Below are 17249 nucleotides of genomic sequence, written 5' to 3' on the forward strand. Positions count from 1 at the left end.
GGGCGCATCGGGGCTGTAGTGCCGGGTGGATTTAGGGTTTTGTCAGCGCCTATACTGTGCCCGGCGTCGCCGTTGCGGCAGTCCAGCCGTCGCAGGTGGGGCAGTCACGGGTGAGCGAGTTGCCGTCGCCGTTGGCGCCGTCGTCGTCCTCGTAGGCGAGCGCGTCGCTGTAGCTGTGGTAGCCGAGGGCGATGGTGTCGGCGATGTCACCCAGCCCGTCACCGATGGCGCTGTCCTCGAGGCCGAAGACGTAGCTGACCGAAGGGTAGCTGCTGGCGAAGGTGGCGGGGCTGGCTGCGACGATGGCGGCGCTGCGCGCCGGGATGGTGAGCGTCTCACCGTCGCCGCCGAGAATCAGGTCCTCTTCGGCGAGGTCGCTCAGCTTCCAGCCGGCGACCTCGGCCGCGACGTAAGCGGGGTTGTAGATTTCGACCCATTCGGTGCCGGCGGCCGGCTGGTACATTACCTCGGTCAGCCGCAGCGTCGTATCGGGCGTCACGCCGCTGAAGAGCGTCACGCGCAGCTTGGCCGGCACGTCGCCGTCAGCGGTGCGCAGCAGCAGGATGCGCTCCTCGGTCACCGAGACCGTTGCCTTCGAGACGTCGCCGCCCCAGAAGCTGACGCGCGCGTCGGGCGAGAGCGTGCGCACCTCGACCGACAGGCCGTCCTTCGTGCCGAGCTCGTCGCGCAGCCCGTTGTAGGTGAATTTCGCCAGCGCCTCGCACTTGGCGAGCGACAGCACCCCTGTCTCAGTGAGCAGCCCCACCGTCAGGCCGGCCGACAGCTGCGGGCTGCCGCTGCCCCACTCGAGCGTCTCCCAGTCGACGGTGCCGGAGGCGTTGCCGCTCGACCCCGCCAGCTCGTGCGTGATGGAGCGCGCGGCGGCGATGCGGTTGTCGTTGCTGTCGAGGTCGACCCCGATGCGGAAATCCATGGTGGTCGAGAAGGCCTGAATTATGATGAGGAAGAGCGTCAGCGCGAAGGTGAATTCGATGACGTGCGTAACGCCCTCTTCTCGCCGCGGAATCATCCGCGCTCCTCGCGCCGGAACAGCCATGCTGCTAGGGCGAGGCAGGCGAGGGGCCATAACAGCAGCGCCGACGCCACCTGCCATCCTGAAACGCCCTCGAAGTCAATCGCGAAGGTGCGGTGCGCCAGCAGCCCCACCCCCATCTGGTAGACGTAGCCGGGATTGAGCAGTCCCATGTGCGAGACCACCGACTGGTAGGCCGGGTCCTGCTCGTAGCCAGCCGTGGTGACGTCGATGCCCAGCGCGTACGCCGTGGCGAGGAACAGCAGCGGCCAGACCAGCGCCACCAGTAGCCACACTAGCAGGCCGTAAACTGCCGCCTCGGCGCCGGTGCGCGCGACAATCGCGAGGCAGAGTTGCAGCAGCACGAAGGTGAGAATCATCAGCTGCCCCAGCAGCAGGTAGCCCGCAATCGCGGCGCCAGCCGGCTGGCCGCCTTCGCGCAGCATCAGCGCCAGCCCGAGCAGCTGCGCCGCCAGCGCCGGCAGCCCGATTGAGAACCAGAGGCCGAGCGCCTTGCCCAGCACGACGGTTTCGCGCCGCAACGGTTGCGCCAGCAGCAGCGGAAGCGTCCCGCTGTCGCGCTCGGCGACGAAGCTGTCAAGCGACACCGCCACGGCGGCGAGCGCAGTCACGAAGAAGGTGAACCACGCCAGTTGGCCGAGCGCGTCGTTGGGGTTCTGGACGCCGCCGAGGAGCGCGTTCTCGTCCTTCTGCAGGTCGCCCAGCAGCCACCCCATCCCGACGATAAAGAGCGTGAAGAAGAGCACCAGCACAATCGTGCGCGGCGACCGCAGCCCGCGTCGCGCCTCGAAGAGGGCGATATGCTGCGCCGCTCCCCATTCGCGCCGCAGCCCCGGCAGCCGCTGTGCCGTGAGCCAGCCGCCCGCCACCAGCGCCAGCAGCTCGCCGCCGAAGAACCAGCGGTCCACCTGCGATGCGAGCGCGATGTCCTCCGGCTGCGCCTCCCAGCCCTGCCGGATGAGGGTGATATTCTCGCCATCCTGTTCGAAGAGGGTGATGTTGTAGACCTCGGTGGCCCGGATGGCGACAATCTCGTTGGCGAAGAACTGCCCCGAAATATTGCCGTGCACCAGCAGCGGCATGCCCGAAAGGTTGAGCATCGTCTTCCCATACAGGTCTTCGGTGTAGACCAGCCCGTCCGAGGGCGAGAAAATCCCGGTCTTGATGGTCCCGTTCTCGTAAACCGAGAAGCGCGGCGAGTTCACCAGCGTTCCGCGGAAGACCACCTCGTCGCCGCCCGTTCCCGCTTCATCATCGAGAAAGAGCTTCCAGACGTTGCCGTCGCGCTCAAGGTCGCGCGACGCCCAGTAGCCGCCGGGGTCTGTCTCGGCGGTCAGGTTCCAGTAGCCGTAGTGCGAGACTGCCAGCAGCAGCACCGCGAGGAACGCCGCCGCGAGCGGCTGCCATGCGCCGAGCGCGTCCCAGCGCGCCCGTAGTTCGGCGCGGTTCATGCCTCCTCCTCCGTCGAGGCGAGGAACACTTCCTCGAGTGTCGGCTCGTGCGGCGCGACCGAGAAGACCAGCGCGCCGGCCTCGACCAGCGCGCTGGTCAGCTCTGCCGTCGTGAGTCCCGCCAGCTGCACCTCCAGCCGCGTGTGCCGCCCGTCAGGCGACGCTCGAGCTTCGGAAACGCCGTCGAGCGCCTTAAGCTTCTCGAGCATCTCGGGCGCGAAATCACCCAGCTTCAGAGTCACTCGCTGCCCCGCGTCAGCGACCGCGCTGCGCAGCTCCTCGACCGGCGCCTGCCGCACCAGCCGGCCGCGGTGGATAATCGCCGCCTCGCTGCAGAGCTGTTGCACCTCCGCCAGCACGTGCGAGCTGAGCAGAATTGTCAGCCCCTCGCTGTTGAACTGCCGCAACAGCTTCCGCAACGCGGCAACCCCGCGGGGGTCCAGCCCCGAAGTCGGCTCGTCGAGCACCAGCAGCCGCGGCCGGTGCAGCAGCGCCACCGCCAGCGCGAGGCGCTTGCGCATGCCGAGCGAGAAGCCGCGCACTGCGCGCGCGGTCTCTCCCGCCAGCCCTAGCTGCCCCAGCAGCTCGGAGCCGCGCGACTCGATTTCGTCGCGTGCCAGCCCGTGGAACGCGCCGTAGAACTGTAGCGTCTCCTCCGCAGTCAGGTGGCCGTGCAGGCCGACCTGCTCGGGCAGGTAGCCGATTTCGGTGCGCCCGCGTGTCGCGTCGAGCGGCTCACCGTCGAGCCGGATACCGCCCGCGTCGGCACGCAGGATGCCGACGATACAGCTGATGGCGGTCGTCTTCCCGGCGCCATTCGGGCCGAGGAAGCCGAACATTGCCCCTTCGGGGACTGACAGGTCCAGTCCGCGCAGCGCCTCGACGCGCGAAACCTCGCGCCCCCAGCGGCGCACGGGGTAGCCCTTCTCGACGCCCTCAAGCTCCAGCAGCACGCCGTTGCAGGCTGCCTCGCGGTTATAAAACCGCAGCACCTGCACTCGTCGTGAGGGACCTCTGGCGCTATCCGTTCCTGCCCGCCGCCCATGCGGAGATAGAGAAAATGTATCCTCGCGGCCAGCTTGAATCACAGCTGGAAAAGCTGCTGGACGACCCGCTTTACGGGGAAGCGCGCGCGCTGGCGGTGGAGCGACTGAACGCGGCGGTGGCGGACCGGATGGAGAGCCTCGGTACGCCAGTCGATGAGCGGGACGAGGAGATGTACATGCTCTCCTACCTGTTTTCTCGCCTGATTCTCTCAGCGCAGGCCGACACGAAAGTGATTAACTGGGTTGGAGTGACCGAAGCGCTGAGGGCCGAAAGAAGTCTGAAGGGCGAGGAAACCAGCACACTGCTGTACGTTTCGGAGCAACTGGGCGTTCCCGTGAAAGCGGTAGGGGAACAATTTCAGGTTCACTACACCGCCTACCTGACGGCGACCAAAAACCTCCGTACCGGCAAATGGAAGCTGGTCAACCGCGGTGTCGTTGACGGAAAGGTCATGCTCGACCAGCGTACGCTGGTGCGGATGCTCAGGGAGATTGTCGTGGAGCACCTGCAGGACCTGCCCGAACTCCCCGGAAAACTCGGGAAGAAGGTCCTTGAGCGATTCAGTAACGACATGGAAAATATGCAGGTGATGGCGAAGGAACGCCAGGAACGCGCCCTGCGCGAACTGGGCCAGCTGGACTTCGGCAAGGCTCCGCCCTGCTTTTCGGGGCATCTGGCCGACCTGCAGGAAGGCGTCAACCTGCCGCATCCGGCGCGCTTCTTCCTGACGACGTTCCTGACCGCGCTGGGGCAGGAGCCCGAGCAGATAATGCAGCTCTACGCCACGGCGCCTGATTTCAAGGAGTCGGTAACGCGCTACCAGGTCGAGCACATCACCGGCAAGGTATCGGGCGCCGAATACGATACTCCTTCGTGCAGCAGCCTCATCAGTCAGGGCGTCTGCCCCGGCGGAAACGCGCTCTGCCGCGAAATCATCCATCCGCTCAGTTACTATCGCACCATGGCCGAGCGCGAGAAGCCCGATGGCGTGAAGCGCAAGCGGCTGCGCCTTGCCGCGGCCGGAAGCGGGGACGCGAAGTTATGGGCGCAGCTGCCGCTCAAGGCGCCTGCTGATGCACCGCCGCGTTCGCTCGCGGCGGCACTGCGTGCCGACGGACCGAGCCGCGTTGCCGTGCAGGTTGAGTACTTTCGGGGAAAAAGGACGAAAATAGACGACAAATATATTCGCTGGGCCTCGGCGCGGCTGGTGGACGATACAGTCGCAAGGTCGGTAGAGGCGTTGCCGCTGACGCAGTGGGAACTGGCGCTGCCGCTGGCGCACGCGAAGTCACGCGGCGAAAGCGTCGAGGTGACGCTGCTGCCGGTGAAGCTGGGCAACCGGTCCCGGCTCCACGTCCTTGCGGTCGGCTGAAAACGCTCAGCCGAGCCGGATGCGGCGGCCGCACTGGCAGATGAATTTGATAGTCTCGGGAGGGATAGCATGCTTGCGGTCGCAGTTGGGGCAGGTGACCTGCCGGTCGCCGGCGTGCTGCTCGGCGGGCGCGACGTATTCCTCGCACTTCTGGCAGTAGTAGTCGGTCGCGTAGCCTGAGTCAGGCCAGTGCTGTAGCGCACTGCCATCCTTCGGGCAGTGGTAGCCAGCGCCCTTCGGCGCCGGTGGCTTGCCGCTTGGTTTCGGTGGCTTCCCGGCGGCCGGCGCGGTAGCCTTGCGTTTCACCTTGCGTCCGCTACGCTTCGCCTTGCGGACGGGCTTCTTCTTCACCTTGCGGCGGACTGGTGCCGCGGCTGCGGCCGGTGGCGCTGCGTCGTCGCCAGTGCCATCCTCAGCATCTTCTTTCGAGCTGTCGGCCAGCTCGGCACCAGAGGTCAGCTGCGCCAGCAGCTCGGTTTCGGATAGCCCTTCTTCAGGAACGTCGGCGCCGATGCTATCATCAATGTCATCATCATCTTCATACTCGTCGTCATCATCATCTTCCGTGCTTGGCAGCTCCACCTTGTGGCCAGTCCCCATCATGCTTTCCTTGAGCGGGTCGTATTCCTCCCTCTTCTGCGGCACCAGTTCCTCGGGGTCGAGTAACCGTTTCACACCGAAGCCGAGAACCAGCACCAGCAGGAGTCCACCAACTGCGTAGGGCAGTTTCTCGATGATACCTGCCAAGTCAGGCAGGCTGAGCGAGACGCCGTCCTCCTCGGCCGCCTTCACGATGACGAACATTGTCTGTTCGCCGAGCAGCGAGCCGTTGTCGTGCTGCGCCTTTACGGTGACTTGCAGCATTCCGATGTAGGCGCCGTCGCGCGCGTAGCCGTTGGTTCCCTTGCCGGGCCACTTGACATAGTAGCGGTCGTAATCAGGCGGAATCTCGTTATCGTCCGGCGCGTCATACGAGGCGACGCCGGTAATCAGGTCCCGCGCTGTATCCAGATATTCACCGACCACGACCAGGCGGGAAACATTTTCCTTGTGTGAATCGGTCAGGTCAATCCAGATTTTAATTTCCCGTCCGCTCTCGACCGTGACCGTATTTTCGTTGTGCTCCCCCATCAACTCCTCGTTGATGTAGACTGTGATATCGGCCGACGCCGCCGGCATGCCGAGCGCCAGCAGCGCCAGTAAAAGCACGCTATATCCGCCCGTCCGCGAGAGGTTGGAGATTAACAAGTGCACCAGCCGCGGATTTGCCCGCTGATATTAAGATATCGACTCTCCCGGGTGCGTGCGGCGTCTGTTTCAACCAAGTAACAATTGCTCGCCCTTGGCCGCCGCGTCCCCGCGCGCCCGCTGCGGCACAATCAGCGCCACTGCCCACGGCGGGACCGCGCGCTGTTGCAGCGCCTCCGCCAACGGCGAGTAGCGTTTGAGCGACCGCAGCCGCCCACCATCGAGCACGCGGATGGCGGTCGAGGCGATGCGCGGCTCGGAGAGCAGCAGCTCCGCCAGCGGCAGGTCGATGATGACTTCGCCCGGCTCCAGCCCGAGCCGCTTCGCGATGCGCGCCTCCGCGCGGCGGCGGTTGTCGGCGTCAGCCAGCGGCTTGAGCGGTTCGCGGTGCTCGTCACCGATTTCCTGCGGTGAGAGCGCCCAGGCGACCTTGTAGAGCCGCCGGTAACGCAGCCGCTGGAGCGTTTCGCGCTGGAAGCCGCCCAGCGATTCGAGCCGCGCGTCCAGTTCGGCATCAACCAGTGACTGCACCTCCAGCGCGCCGAGGTCCTCTATTTGCTCGACCGCGCGCGCCAGCATCAGCTCGGCGATGCGCACGGTCTTGTGGAAGTAGACTGCCGAATACATCAGCGTCCGCGCTACTAGCATCCCCTCGACCGCCGCCACTCCTGAGCGGGCGATAACTAGCTGGTTGTTGTGCAGCACCAGCGAGTGGACCAGCCGTTCGACGTCAATCGCGCCGTGCGCCACGCCGCTATAATGCGAATCGCGCAGCAGGTAATCTATCTGGTCGGCGTCGACCGTCGAGTGGACCACCTGCCCGCGGTACGCCGGCCCGGAGTAGTGCGCCTGCCCGTCGTGGACCGTCAGTTGCGACTGCTCGCCCTCACCGGCGGAGCCGGTCACCAGCGCCGCCACCTCCGCGGGGTCGAGGTCGTGCGCTGCTAGTACCTCGGGGATGGTCGCCCCTCCCAGTTCGGTTTCGGGCGGCGGCTGCCGGCCCGTGATGATATCCTTGGTAATCGCCATGTGGTCGACGCCCAGCCGCTCGTGCAGGATGGCCTCGAGCGTGTGCGAATACGGCCCGTGCCCGACGTCGTGCAGCAGCGCCGCCGACGCAATCAGCGCGGTCTCCGCGTCGTCCAGCCCGAGGTTGCGGCAGATGCGGCGTGCGGTGTGGCCGACACCCAGCGAGTGCTCGAGACGCGTGTGGTTCGCCCCGGGGAAGACGAGGTGCGCCAGCCCCAGCTGCCTGATGGAGGAGAGCTTCTGGAACTCTCGCGTCTCGAGCAGCGGCTCGAAGCTGCCTTCGAGCGAAATCGCACCATGCACGGTGTCATGTATCATCTGGGCCATGCCCTGCGAACGTCGGGACAGTTATAACCGCGTGGCCGCCGGCAATCTTAAGCCGCTCGATGCCTTGCCGGGGCATGGGTGAAGAAGAGCTTGCCTTGAGTGGCGAGCAGGTTGACCTGGCGCAGTTCGTGAATGACGAGGGCGGCATCTGGAGCCTGCGGCAGGTCGAGAAGGTGCGCGGCTGGAACAGCATCGAGTATGGCGCTGGCCTGTCGGGGAAGAACACGCCGTCGACGGCGCTTTCGATGAACCGCGCCTGGATCCCGCCGGGCGGGGTCGCGAAGGCGCACATCCATGTCGATTTCGACGTCATGGTCTTCCTGCTTCGGGGGAGCGTGCGGCACGAGTTCGGGCCGGGCTGCCGCGAGTCAGTCGTGCATTCGGCGGGCGACATGTTATACATCGAGCCGGGGCTGCCGCACGAAGTGTTCAACTGCTCCAATAACGACTAGGTCCACGCGGTCGTCGCGCGTTCCGAAGCCTCGGAGTAGCAGAATATTATTCCCTACGACCGCGACTCCGAGTAGCATTATAACCGGCCGGGAAATCCCGGCGGGATGGCTGGCAAGGACGGGCAGGAAAGCGAGGTCCACGACAGCATCCTGACCGCCATCGGGGAGACCCCGCTGGTGCGGCTGCCGGCCGGTTTCGAGCCGGGGGTCGAGTGCGAAATCCTGCTCAAGGTCGAGTTCACCAACCCGAGCGGGAGCATCAAGGACCGCATCGCGCTCTTCATGGTCCGCGAAGCCGAGCGCAAGGGGCTGCTCAAGCCCGGCGGGCGCATCGTCGAGTGCTCTTCGGGAAACACCGGCGCCGGCCTCTGCCTGGTGGCGGCGGCGCTGGGCTACCCGATTACCATCGTCATCCCCGACAAGATGAGTCAGGAGAAAATCGATGTGCTGTGCGCCTACGGGGCCGATGTGGTGGTCACCCCTGCCAATGTCCCGATAGACCACCCCGACCACTACACCCGCAAGGCGCAGCAGATTGCCGAGGATACTCCCGGTGCGTGGTGGCCCAATCAGTACCACAACCCGGATAACACGGAGGGCCACTACCGCAGCACCGGCGCTGAAATCTGGCGGCAGTGCGGGGGACGGCTCGACGCCTTCGTTGCCGGTGCCGGGACCGGCGGCTCGCTCGCCGGGGTCGCGCGCTACCTGAAGCAGCAGGACCCCGCGGTGCAGGTGGTGGGAGTCGACCCGCCCGGCTCAATCCTGGCCGATTACTGGCGGACCGGCGAGCTGGTCGAGCCCGGTTTCTATTTCGTGGAGGGGGTCGGCGAGGAGGAAGTTCCGGGCGCCTGGGACCCCGAGGTCGTCGATGACTACCGCGTGGTCACTGATGCGGATTCATTCGCGATGGCACGCCGGCTGGCGCTGGCGACCGGCATCTTCGGCGGCGGCTCGACCGGCATGAACCTAGTTGCGACCCTCGACATCGCCCGCAAACTCCCCGCCGAGGCGCGGGTGGTGACGCTGGTGCCTGACTCGGGGCGCGCCTACCTGAGCAAGGTCTACAGCGAGGACTGGCTGCGCGACTGGCGCTTCCTCCCCGCAACGCCGGCCGCCGACGCGACGGTCGCCGACCTGGTGCGCGACGGCGCGCGCGCCTGGGTCAAGCCGGAGGAGACGCTCTACTGGGCCGCGCGACACATGGGCGAACGCGGCGTCCGCCCGCTCCCCGTCCTCACGGAGGAGGGCGGCGCGTTGCTCGGCGTGGTTGACGAGGCGCGAGTCATGGAACTGCTCGCCGCCGGCGAAGCGCTGGAGCCGCTGCTGGTGCGGGACTGCATCGCCGAAGCGGGGCTGGTGCTCGACGCCAGCGCCCCATGGGAGGCGGCGCTGGCTGCGCTGGCCGAGCACGAGCGGGTGCTGGTACGGGAGCCGGATGGCTGGGCAGTGCTCGAGCGACGCGATATGTTAAGGGCACTACCGCGACTGGACCACGGAGGCGCAACCGATGTCTGACCCCGACAAGCATGTTCCCCCCAAGCGCGACCCCGACGCCCGCTTCGGGACCCGCGCCGTCCACGCCGGCTGGGAGCCCGACGAGCAGACTGGCGCGGTCATGCCGCCAGTCTACCTGACCAGCACCTTCGTGCAGGACGGCCCTGGCCAGCCGCGCGGCGGCTACGAATACACTCGCACCCAGAACCCCACCCGCTTCGCGCTACAGGATGCGCTGGCCGACCTCGAGGGCGGCGCGGCCGCCTTCACCTTCGCTTCCGGGATGGCCGCCATCCACACGCTGTTGCTGACGCTCAAGCCGGGCGACCGGGTCGTCGCCGGCAAGGACCTCTACGGCGGCACCCACCGGCTCTTCAACCGGGTCACGCAGCGCTTCGGCGTCCTGATAGATTACGTTGACACGAGCGACCCCGCGGTCCTCGGGGTACTTCCCGAGGACACGCGGCTGCTTTACATCGAGACCCCCTCCAACCCGCTGCTGACCGTGACTTCGCTGAAGCAGGCGGTCGCGGCCGCCCGCAAGGTGGGCGCCGAGGTGGCGGTGGATAATACCTTCGCCTCGCCCGCGCTCCAGCGCCCCATCGAGTTCGGCGCCGACTACGTCATTCACTCGACCACCAAGTACATCGCCGGCCACAGCGACGTCGTCGGCGGGGCGGTCGTGGTGCGCGACGAGGTGCGCAGCGAGGACTTGTGGTTCCACCAGAATTCCGCCGGCACCGCGAACTCGCCCTTCGACGCCTTCCTGACCCTCCGCGGCCTGCGCACCCTCGAGGTGCGCATCGAGCGGCACTGCGCCAACGCGCGCGCGCTGGCCGAATTCCTGCACAGCCACCCCGGGGTGGAGCGCGTGCTCTACCCTGGCCTCGCCGACCATCCGGGGCACGCCGTCGCCCGCGAGCAGATGGCGGACTTCGGCGGGATGCTCTCCTTCGAGCTCCCCGGCGGGATTCCGCAGTCGTCCGCACTGGTCAAGGCGGTCCGGATTTTCCAGCTGGCCGAGTCGCTGGGCGGCGTCGAGTCGCTGATTGAGCTCCCGGCGCCGATGACCCACGCCTCGGTCCCGCTCGAGGAGCGGCTGGCGAAGGGCATCACCGACGGGCTGGTGCGGCTCTCGGTCGGCATCGAGGACCCCGCCGACCTCATCGCCGACCTGGAACAGGCGCTCGCGAAGGTCCAGATTTAATAGCGCCTCAGCGTGGCCCGCGCATGGACCTTTCCGAGCTGGCGCTGGCGACCGGATTCATGTTCCTGATGTGCTGGACGCCCGGCCCCAACACCATGCTCTGCGCCGCGCACGGCAACCGCCACGGCTGGCAGGCGACGCTGCCGCTCGAGGCGGGGATGGCGGCCGGCTTCTTCCTGCTGGCGGTCATCGTCGGCGCCGGCATCGAGCTGGTCGAGCAGTACCGCGCGGCAATCGAGGCGGTCAGGTATGTCGGCGCCGGCTGGATGCTCTACCTCGCTTACCAGATTGCCGGCGCGTCGCAGGTGGCCGCAGGGGCGACGCCTCCGGTCGCGGAGGCGCCGTTGGGGCCAGCTACGGGTTTCATGCTACAGTTCGTAAATCCCAAGGGCCTCGTCTACTTCGTCCTGCTGATGGGGGTCTACGCGCCGCGGCTCGGCGAAGCGTTCGCCATCAAGCTGCTGCTCGCCGGTGCGTCGGCCGCCATCGGGGTCGGCTCGGTGCTCTTCTGGTCCGGTGCGGGGGCGCTGCTGAAGCGCATCTTCAGCGACCCCGCCAGCGCGCGGCGCGTCAACCTCGCACTGGGCGCGCTGCTCGGGCTGGTCGCACTCGACATCGCCTTCCACGAGCAGCTGCGCGCGCTGCTCTCACTCGATTAGCCCCCACGCGCGCAGCGAGTCGCGGATGCGCACGAAGTGGGTGCCGGGGAGCGCTCGCTCCCCATCCAACCTACGGGTGTTGCATGGGTGTTGTAAGGGTTTGATTTGACTGGTGATGGAATGGCGGTGCGTGGGAAATCAACTCTCAGACAAGCTCTCGTTCTTCTTTTCTTCAGAAACTGGATTGGAACTCACCAACGACTTCAGTAGAGTGTAGAGAAGGAAGAGGATGTTGAAGATACCTCCGAGAACGAAACTGACCAAAATCAATACCGCACCCGGCAGAGTAGAAGGCAAATGGATTAGAATCACCAACAAGAGCACGATGAATGTCACCCCAGCCATCATGACTGCTTTGGCATTGCTCCACCCTTCGAGAGGTGGCCGTTCAGACGGAAGTGGCGATGTTCTTCGAGTGACCGTGATTATTATGCTGATCAAGAAGAGGTAGATTAGCCAGATCACTATGTGAGAGACCAACTCTGTCGGCATCGCTTCCCTGCGGAGAGTCGACCCATAGAAGAGGTACGAAAGAAATAGGAGAACCCAAATCACGGCGAGCGACCTTTCTTGAGGCAACAACTCCTCAAGACGGAATCTGCCCCCTCTCAACGGCAATCGCCAAATCAATCCGAGGGCGGAGAGGACTGCAATCGAAGTCAATGGAATCACCATTTCGGATGGAGATGATAGCTTGGAGCCGATGGACAATGCACAGTACACCGCTGTTCCGAACAACAGAAACCTCGTTCCACGCTTGGATTGGAAGATGGATGGGAATCGATGAGACAACTTTCCTGGCCGAACCATCAATCGTTCAGTGAGCAGAAGTGGGAGGATGTACGCCATCAGCGGATGCAACCAGAAGACCAGTATCACAGTATGAAGGGGTTGAACACCCCCAATCGTGCCCCAAGCCAGCTCCGTGCCCCAATTCGGATTCCACAACTGCTTGATCATGTAACCCTCGTAGAGCCCGAACAAACCGCCGTATGCGAGCAATACTGCAAACCCTCCTATCGGTCTGCGATACATGAGCCCAGCAAGTGCGAGGATATGTAATCCGTAAATCGGATAGCCGAGTTGCCACCCCATCGCAGAAGCCCAAGGAATCGGATCGTTCAGAGTAACCACTTCAGGAAGGACCATCGCAATCGTTGCAAGAAAGAACCAGAAGAAGAGGCGGTGGAAAAAACGAGGGGCAGGACCTTCAATCGGCGCGACTTCGGTATCGAACCCCATCAACCCTCCTTATTGAATAGCGGTAATTGAGGGTTTGTGGTGGAAGCATCGACAGATCGTTCTGCTTGAGGTTCGAACGGATCTTGCTCAACACCGGCTCAATTCACGATTGAGATTCACAGGGCTGTTGGATGCCCCTGTTGAAAGCATCAACATATCGCAATCGGATGTGTTGATAGGGTTAATCCGAAGACCCATCCAACAGGGAAATGCCTGTGAAATGGGCTTTCAGTGGGTTGGTTTGCTCGCTACCCTCTGGGTCAGTTGAGCCATTTGATTGAGCAGCCGATAGAATCGGTGCGCTGCTCTCACTCCAGTAGCCCCCACGCGCGCAGTTCATCCGCTGCGATTGGCGCGACGCCGCCGCGGCACGCCAGTTCGCGGTCGCGCGTCAGCAACCGGCGTGTCTCCCCGAGCCGCAGCAGCTCGGCATCCCCGACGTCGGCGTAGAGCGTGTCGTGCCCCAGCAGCCGCAGCCAGCGCGCCAGCCGCCCCAGCATCGCGTCGCAGACGTAGCGCACGCGTGACGCGCGGCGCGGGCGGCTATAAAGCCGGCCCAGCTTCGCCGCTCGTGCGCGCGTCCCTGCGGCTGCTCAACGCTGTTTCACATACCGAAGTCATCGACGGCCGCAACATCACCGTCGTCTACCTCTACGGCCGTACCGCCGACGGCCGGAGCATGGCGGTGCGCACGGAGCCGCAACCGCCGTGGTTCCAGGTCGTCGCGCCGCCGGACGAAATGGTGGCGCAAATCGAGGCGCATGCCGAGGTGCGCGCCACTCGCCCCGAGCGGCTCTGGGTCGACGGCGCGGAGCGTGACTGCCTGCGGGTCGAGGTGTGGCACCCCGGCAAGGTGCCGCAGCTGCGCGACTGGCTGCGCGCCAGCGAGCTGGTGGTGCTGGCGGCCGACATCCCCTTCCACTTTCGCTACCTCTACGACCACGACATCGGCGGCTGCATCACGGTCGAAGGCGAGCCGTTCGAGAAGCGGGGCTGGAGCTGCCCGGTCATCGACGCCGCGAAGCTCGCGCCAGCCGAGACCTTCACCGCGCCGCTGCGCGTCCTGAGTTTCGACGTCGAGAACTCGCTGCTGGACCGCCGCATCTTCTGCCTTTGCCTCACGGTCCACGATGGGGGCGAGCTGGTCGCCGAGCAGATGCTGGATGGCGGTGAAGCCGACATAATTGCCGGCTTCACCGCTGCCGTCGCAAAGCACGACCCCGACGTGATTACCGGCTACAACATCGACGGCTACGACCTGCCGCTGCTCGAGGAGCGGGCGAAACTGCACGGGATGAAACTGATGCTGGGGCGTGACGGCAGCGAAGCCGACCAGCGCTCGAACCGCACCTGGGCGGTGCGCGGGCGCGTCGTGGCCGACGCGTGGTGGAACGTCAAGCGCGAAATCCGGCCGCGGCAGGAGTCGCTCAACGCGGTCGCGAAGCAGCTGCTCGGGCGGGAGAAACACGACGTCAACCCGCAGCAAATGGACGCCGAGTGGGAGCGCGACCCACAGCGCGTCATGGATTACTGCCTTGAGGACGCGCGGCTCGCGTTCGAGATTATGCAGCACATCCGCGTCCTCGAGAAATTCCAGCACCTCGGCTCGGTCGCGCGCCTGCCGCTGGAGGAGGTGCTGAACGGCCGCACCTCGTCGCTGATTGACTCGCTGATGATTCGCGCCGCCGACCGCAAGGGTATCGGCGTCCCGCTGACGCGCCACCAGCGGCGCACCGGCCACATCGCAGGAGGCTACGTCCACGCGCTCGAGCCCGGCCTGTACGACTGGGTCTGCGTGCTCGATTTCAAGTCGATGTATCCCAGTATCATCATCGACCGCAACCTCTGCTTCACGACGCTCTCCGACGATGGCGCCATCAGGACACCGCACGGCGTCAATTTCCAGACGCCGGAAATCCGGCGCGGGCTGCTGCCGGAGCTGCTCGAGGGGCTGATGGCGGAGCGCGACTCGGCGCGCGAACGGCAGGCGGGTGCCGCGGGCGCCGAGGCGGAGCACTACCAGCGGGTGCAGGAAGCAATCAAGATTCTGATGAACTCGGTCTACGGCGTCTTTGCGTCCTACTTCTATCGCTTCACCAACCTCGATATCGGCGCCTCAATTACCGCCTACGCCCGCGAGGCGGTGCGCGACATCATCGCCGAGCTCGAGGCCGAGGGCCTCGCAGTGATTTACGGCGATACCGACTCGGTTTTTTTTGGCTCACCGCACGGCAACCTGGACAAGACAGTCGCCTTCGGGGAAGCCATCGCAGCGCGCTACTCCGGGGGGGCGCGGCAGCTGGAGTTCGAGAAAATCCTGCACCCCTTTTTCTCGCACGGAGTCAAGAAGCGCTACGTCGGCCAGCAGGTGTGGCCGCGCGAAACGCAGGTGGTGCGCGGCTACGAGACGCGCCGCAGTGACGCCTTCCCGGCGCAGGTCGAGGCGTTGCAGGAAATCTTCGCGCGGCTGATGGAGGGCTCGACCGAGGCAGCGCGCGAGACCGCGCGCGACTGGGTCGCGCGCGTCGCTGCCGGCAAGGTGGCGCCGGAGGAGCTGGTGATTTCCAAGACGGTCAACCTCGGTCGCAAGTACAAGAACCCGAAGGCGATGGCGCACCTGCAGGCGCACGCCAAGTTCGTCGAGACCGGCCGCCCCTTCGTCAGCGGCATGAAAGTAGCGTTCATCGTTACCGACACGTCGCGCACGCCGATGGTCGTCGAGCCTTTCTTCCCCGGCGAGGAACCGGCGGTGCCCGACTGGGATTACTATGCCGGCCGGCTGGCGAAGTCGCTGGCGCGCATCACCGAGGTGTTCGGCTGGGACGAGCGCGCGCTGCGCACCGGCGGCCGGCAGGCGACGCTCTTCTCTGCCGCCAGCGACGAGGCGGCGACCGGGAAGCCGACTACGCCGGAGCGTGAACCGCAAGGCGAGCAGCAGAGGCTCTTCTGATGGCGCCGCTGGAGTGGCACAGCGAATCGCGCGAATGGTATCGCGCCGCGGCGCTGGTGCTGGGGATGATGCTGGCGTCACGCACTATCGTGCGTAACGCCGTCGAGGGACCGCTGCTGGCGGAGCTGAATCTGGACCTGCTCTTCCTGCTGATTGCGCTGCCGGGCCTCTGGCTGGTGGCGCAGGGCTATCGGCTGCGCGACGGCCGCGGCACGCTACTGCAGGTACGCGGCGAGGAGCTGCTGACCGCGCTCGAGCAGGAGCTGCTCGCCGCCGGTTTCACGCCGCGCGAGAAGCAATGCGTCTTCGCGCCGTCGTTCGGGCTCTGGCAGCAGGTGGGGCGACTTACGCTGCCCGACGGCGAAGCCGAGGTGAAGGAGATATGGCTCTCGGCGTTTTTCTGGCGCAGCCAGGTCGCCTTGCGGGGCAGTCTGGATGAGGCCATGCTCGAGCAGTCGCTCGCGCGGCTCGCCGACTACGCTGGTGTAAAAGAGCCGAGCCCCGCCCGGCAGTAGGCGAGCGGCTCCAGCGCTTCATCAACCGTGCCGGACTCGACCTGCCCGACATAGATGGTGTGGTCGCCCGCCGCGTGCTCCGCGACGATACGGCACGCCATAGTCGCGACACAGTTGTCGAGCAGCGGGACGCCGTCCGCGAGCGAGTGCGGCGTCGCCTTGAGCAGCTCCTGCTTGTCCTTCTTCGGATTGGCGAAGTCCCACGCCAGCCCGCCCTGCCCGTCGGCGCAGACCGAGACGCCGAACTTCCCGGCGCGCGCAATCGCGTCGTGGCTGGCGACCCCGCGGTCGATGCAGACGAGCACCAGCGGCGGCTCCAGCGAGAGCGAGCAGAAGCTGGAGACGGTGAGTCCGCCGAGGGTGCCGTCGTCGTCGAAGGTGACGATGGTGACGCCGGCGGGGAACTGCCGCATCAGCGCGCGAAAGGTATCGCCATCGACCGCCATGCTGCCCTATCGACGACCACTATTTGAGGCATACGCGGCAGGAACCCATATTTATCCCGGTCGCCGGGATGCCGGCGGGAGCCGATGTCCTCACCACGCCTGCCGCTGGTCGCACTCGCGCTGCTGGCGGCGCTGCTGCTATTTCCCGCAGCAGAGGGTGAAACAATCATTGTCGACGTTAATGGCAACGGTGACTATACAACAATCGAAGACGGACTGGAGGCGGCTGTAGACGGTGATATTGTCCGTATCTGGAACGGCATTTATGTTGAATACAATTTGACAATCGAGGACCAGATTATTGTACGCGGTAACGGCACGTCAACAGTCGTTAACGCCAGTTGGGAAGGTCACGGTTTCATTGTAGAACACGATTATGTTGAAATCAGTCACTTGAAAGTTGAATCGAGCGCTAACGGCAGTGCGGGGGCGGGTTTGCCGTTCGCAGGGATAAAAATGATTGAGGGAGGTGAACGAACACGTTTGGAAAACCTGACTCTAGAGGGAAATTACGTAGGTTTGGCCGGTCAGCAGCATCATTACATTCACATAATCAATAGTACAATCAGTAATTCAACACACAACGGAGCTGACTTCCAGCACAGTTATTACCTGAGGATAGATAATTCCACTTTCAGTGACAATGACAACCGCGGATTATATTGCTACTATTGTCAGCATGCAAGAATTTACTACAGTCTTTTCGAAAATAATGGAGATGCTGGTTTCAGGTCACTTTATGCCTTTAACCAG

General features: G+C 64.9%; 15 protein-coding genes. 7 read left to right on the forward strand and 8 right to left on the reverse strand.

What is annotated here, in order from left to right:
- Positions 1 to 49 precede the first annotated feature (49 nt).
- From QGG57_06155 to QGG57_06165, 3 genes are read right to left on the reverse strand one after another with little or no spacing between them, the layout of a single operon-like run.
- Positions 50 to 1030, reverse strand: coding sequence for a lamin tail domain-containing protein (locus tag QGG57_06155; protein ID MDP7007748.1), 981 nt, complete (start codon positions 1028 to 1030; stop codon positions 50 to 52).
- Positions 1027 to 2505: an ABC transporter permease gene (locus QGG57_06160; protein MDP7007749.1), complete on the reverse strand. Its 1479-nt coding sequence runs from the start codon at positions 2503 to 2505 to the stop codon at positions 1027 to 1029. Before QGG57_06160 ends, QGG57_06155 begins: the two co-directional genes overlap by 4 nt.
- On the reverse strand, positions 2502 to 3497 hold the full coding sequence (locus QGG57_06165; GenBank protein MDP7007750.1) for an ABC transporter ATP-binding protein: 996 nt from the start codon (positions 3495 to 3497) through the stop codon (positions 2502 to 2504). The genes QGG57_06160 and QGG57_06165 overlap by 4 nt, the downstream gene beginning before the upstream one ends.
- 11 nt (positions 3498 to 3508) lie before the next feature.
- Here QGG57_06165 and QGG57_06170 point away from each other — a divergent pair, with 11 nt between their 5' ends.
- Positions 3509 to 4924: a hypothetical protein gene (locus tag QGG57_06170; GenBank protein ID MDP7007751.1), complete on the forward strand. Its 1416-nt coding sequence runs from the start codon at positions 3509 to 3511 to the stop codon at positions 4922 to 4924.
- A gap of 6 nt (positions 4925 to 4930) precedes the next feature.
- On the opposite strand, the gene QGG57_06175 is transcribed toward QGG57_06170, so the two are convergent.
- Entirely contained in the window at positions 4931 to 6178 is a 1248-nt protein-coding gene (locus QGG57_06175; GenBank protein MDP7007752.1) for a hypothetical protein, read from the reverse strand.
- Positions 6179 to 6241: 63 nt separating this feature from the next.
- On the reverse strand, positions 6242 to 7528 hold the full coding sequence (locus QGG57_06180; GenBank protein MDP7007753.1) for an HD domain-containing protein: 1287 nt from the start codon (positions 7526 to 7528) through the stop codon (positions 6242 to 6244).
- A 74-nt stretch (positions 7529 to 7602) separates the two neighbouring features.
- On the opposite strand from QGG57_06180, the gene QGG57_06185 reads away from it, so the two are divergent.
- The 4 genes from QGG57_06185 (at position 7603) to QGG57_06200 (ending at position 11343) form a co-directional block, all read left to right on the forward strand.
- Complete coding sequence (locus QGG57_06185) at positions 7603 to 7980, forward strand: cupin domain-containing protein (GenBank protein ID MDP7007754.1); 378 nt, start codon at positions 7603 to 7605, stop codon at positions 7978 to 7980.
- 105 nt (positions 7981 to 8085) lie between these two features.
- Positions 8086 to 9498 carry a pyridoxal-phosphate dependent enzyme gene (locus tag QGG57_06190; protein MDP7007755.1) on the forward strand — a complete coding sequence of 471 codons (1413 nt, stop codon included), beginning with the start codon at positions 8086 to 8088 and terminating at the stop codon, positions 9496 to 9498.
- The gene (locus QGG57_06195; GenBank protein MDP7007756.1) at positions 9491 to 10684 is read left to right on the forward strand and encodes a cystathionine gamma-synthase; all 1194 of its coding nucleotides are present in this window, start codon (positions 9491 to 9493) and stop codon (positions 10682 to 10684) included. The genes QGG57_06190 and QGG57_06195 overlap by 8 nt, the downstream gene beginning before the upstream one ends.
- Before the next feature lie 23 nt (positions 10685 to 10707).
- Positions 10708 to 11343 (forward strand): LysE family translocator, encoded by a 636-nt coding sequence (locus tag QGG57_06200; protein ID MDP7007757.1) that lies wholly within the window; start codon positions 10708 to 10710, stop codon positions 11341 to 11343.
- 138 nt (positions 11344 to 11481) lie between these two features.
- Here the strand turns inward: QGG57_06200 and QGG57_06205 are convergent, their stop codons facing one another.
- Both QGG57_06205 and QGG57_06210 read right to left on the reverse strand, forming a co-directional pair.
- Positions 11482 to 12585: a hypothetical protein gene (locus QGG57_06205; protein MDP7007758.1), complete on the reverse strand. Its 1104-nt coding sequence runs from the start codon at positions 12583 to 12585 to the stop codon at positions 11482 to 11484.
- 308 nt (positions 12586 to 12893) lie between these two features.
- Entirely contained in the window at positions 12894 to 13106 is a 213-nt protein-coding gene (locus QGG57_06210) for a Mut7-C RNAse domain-containing protein (protein ID MDP7007759.1), read from the reverse strand.
- A gap of 50 nt (positions 13107 to 13156) precedes the next feature.
- On the opposite strand from QGG57_06210, the gene QGG57_06215 reads away from it, so the two are divergent.
- Complete coding sequence (locus QGG57_06215; GenBank protein ID MDP7007760.1) at positions 13157 to 15535, forward strand: DNA polymerase domain-containing protein; 2379 nt, start codon at positions 13157 to 13159, stop codon at positions 15533 to 15535.
- On the forward strand, positions 15535 to 16050 hold the full coding sequence (locus tag QGG57_06220) for a hypothetical protein (GenBank protein MDP7007761.1): 516 nt from the start codon (positions 15535 to 15537) through the stop codon (positions 16048 to 16050). The genes QGG57_06215 and QGG57_06220 overlap by 1 nt, the downstream gene beginning before the upstream one ends.
- On the opposite strand, the gene QGG57_06225 is transcribed toward QGG57_06220, so the two are convergent.
- Positions 16011 to 16496 carry a flavin reductase family protein gene (locus QGG57_06225; GenBank protein MDP7007762.1) on the reverse strand — a complete coding sequence of 162 codons (486 nt, stop codon included), beginning with the start codon at positions 16494 to 16496 and terminating at the stop codon, positions 16011 to 16013. The genes QGG57_06220 and QGG57_06225 overlap by 40 nt on opposite strands.
- Between the last annotated feature and the right edge of the window lie 753 nt (positions 16497 to 17249).

The organism is Candidatus Poseidoniia archaeon, assembly GCA_030748895.1.
GTDB lineage: Archaea > Thermoplasmatota > Poseidoniia > MGIII > CG-Epi1 > UBA8886.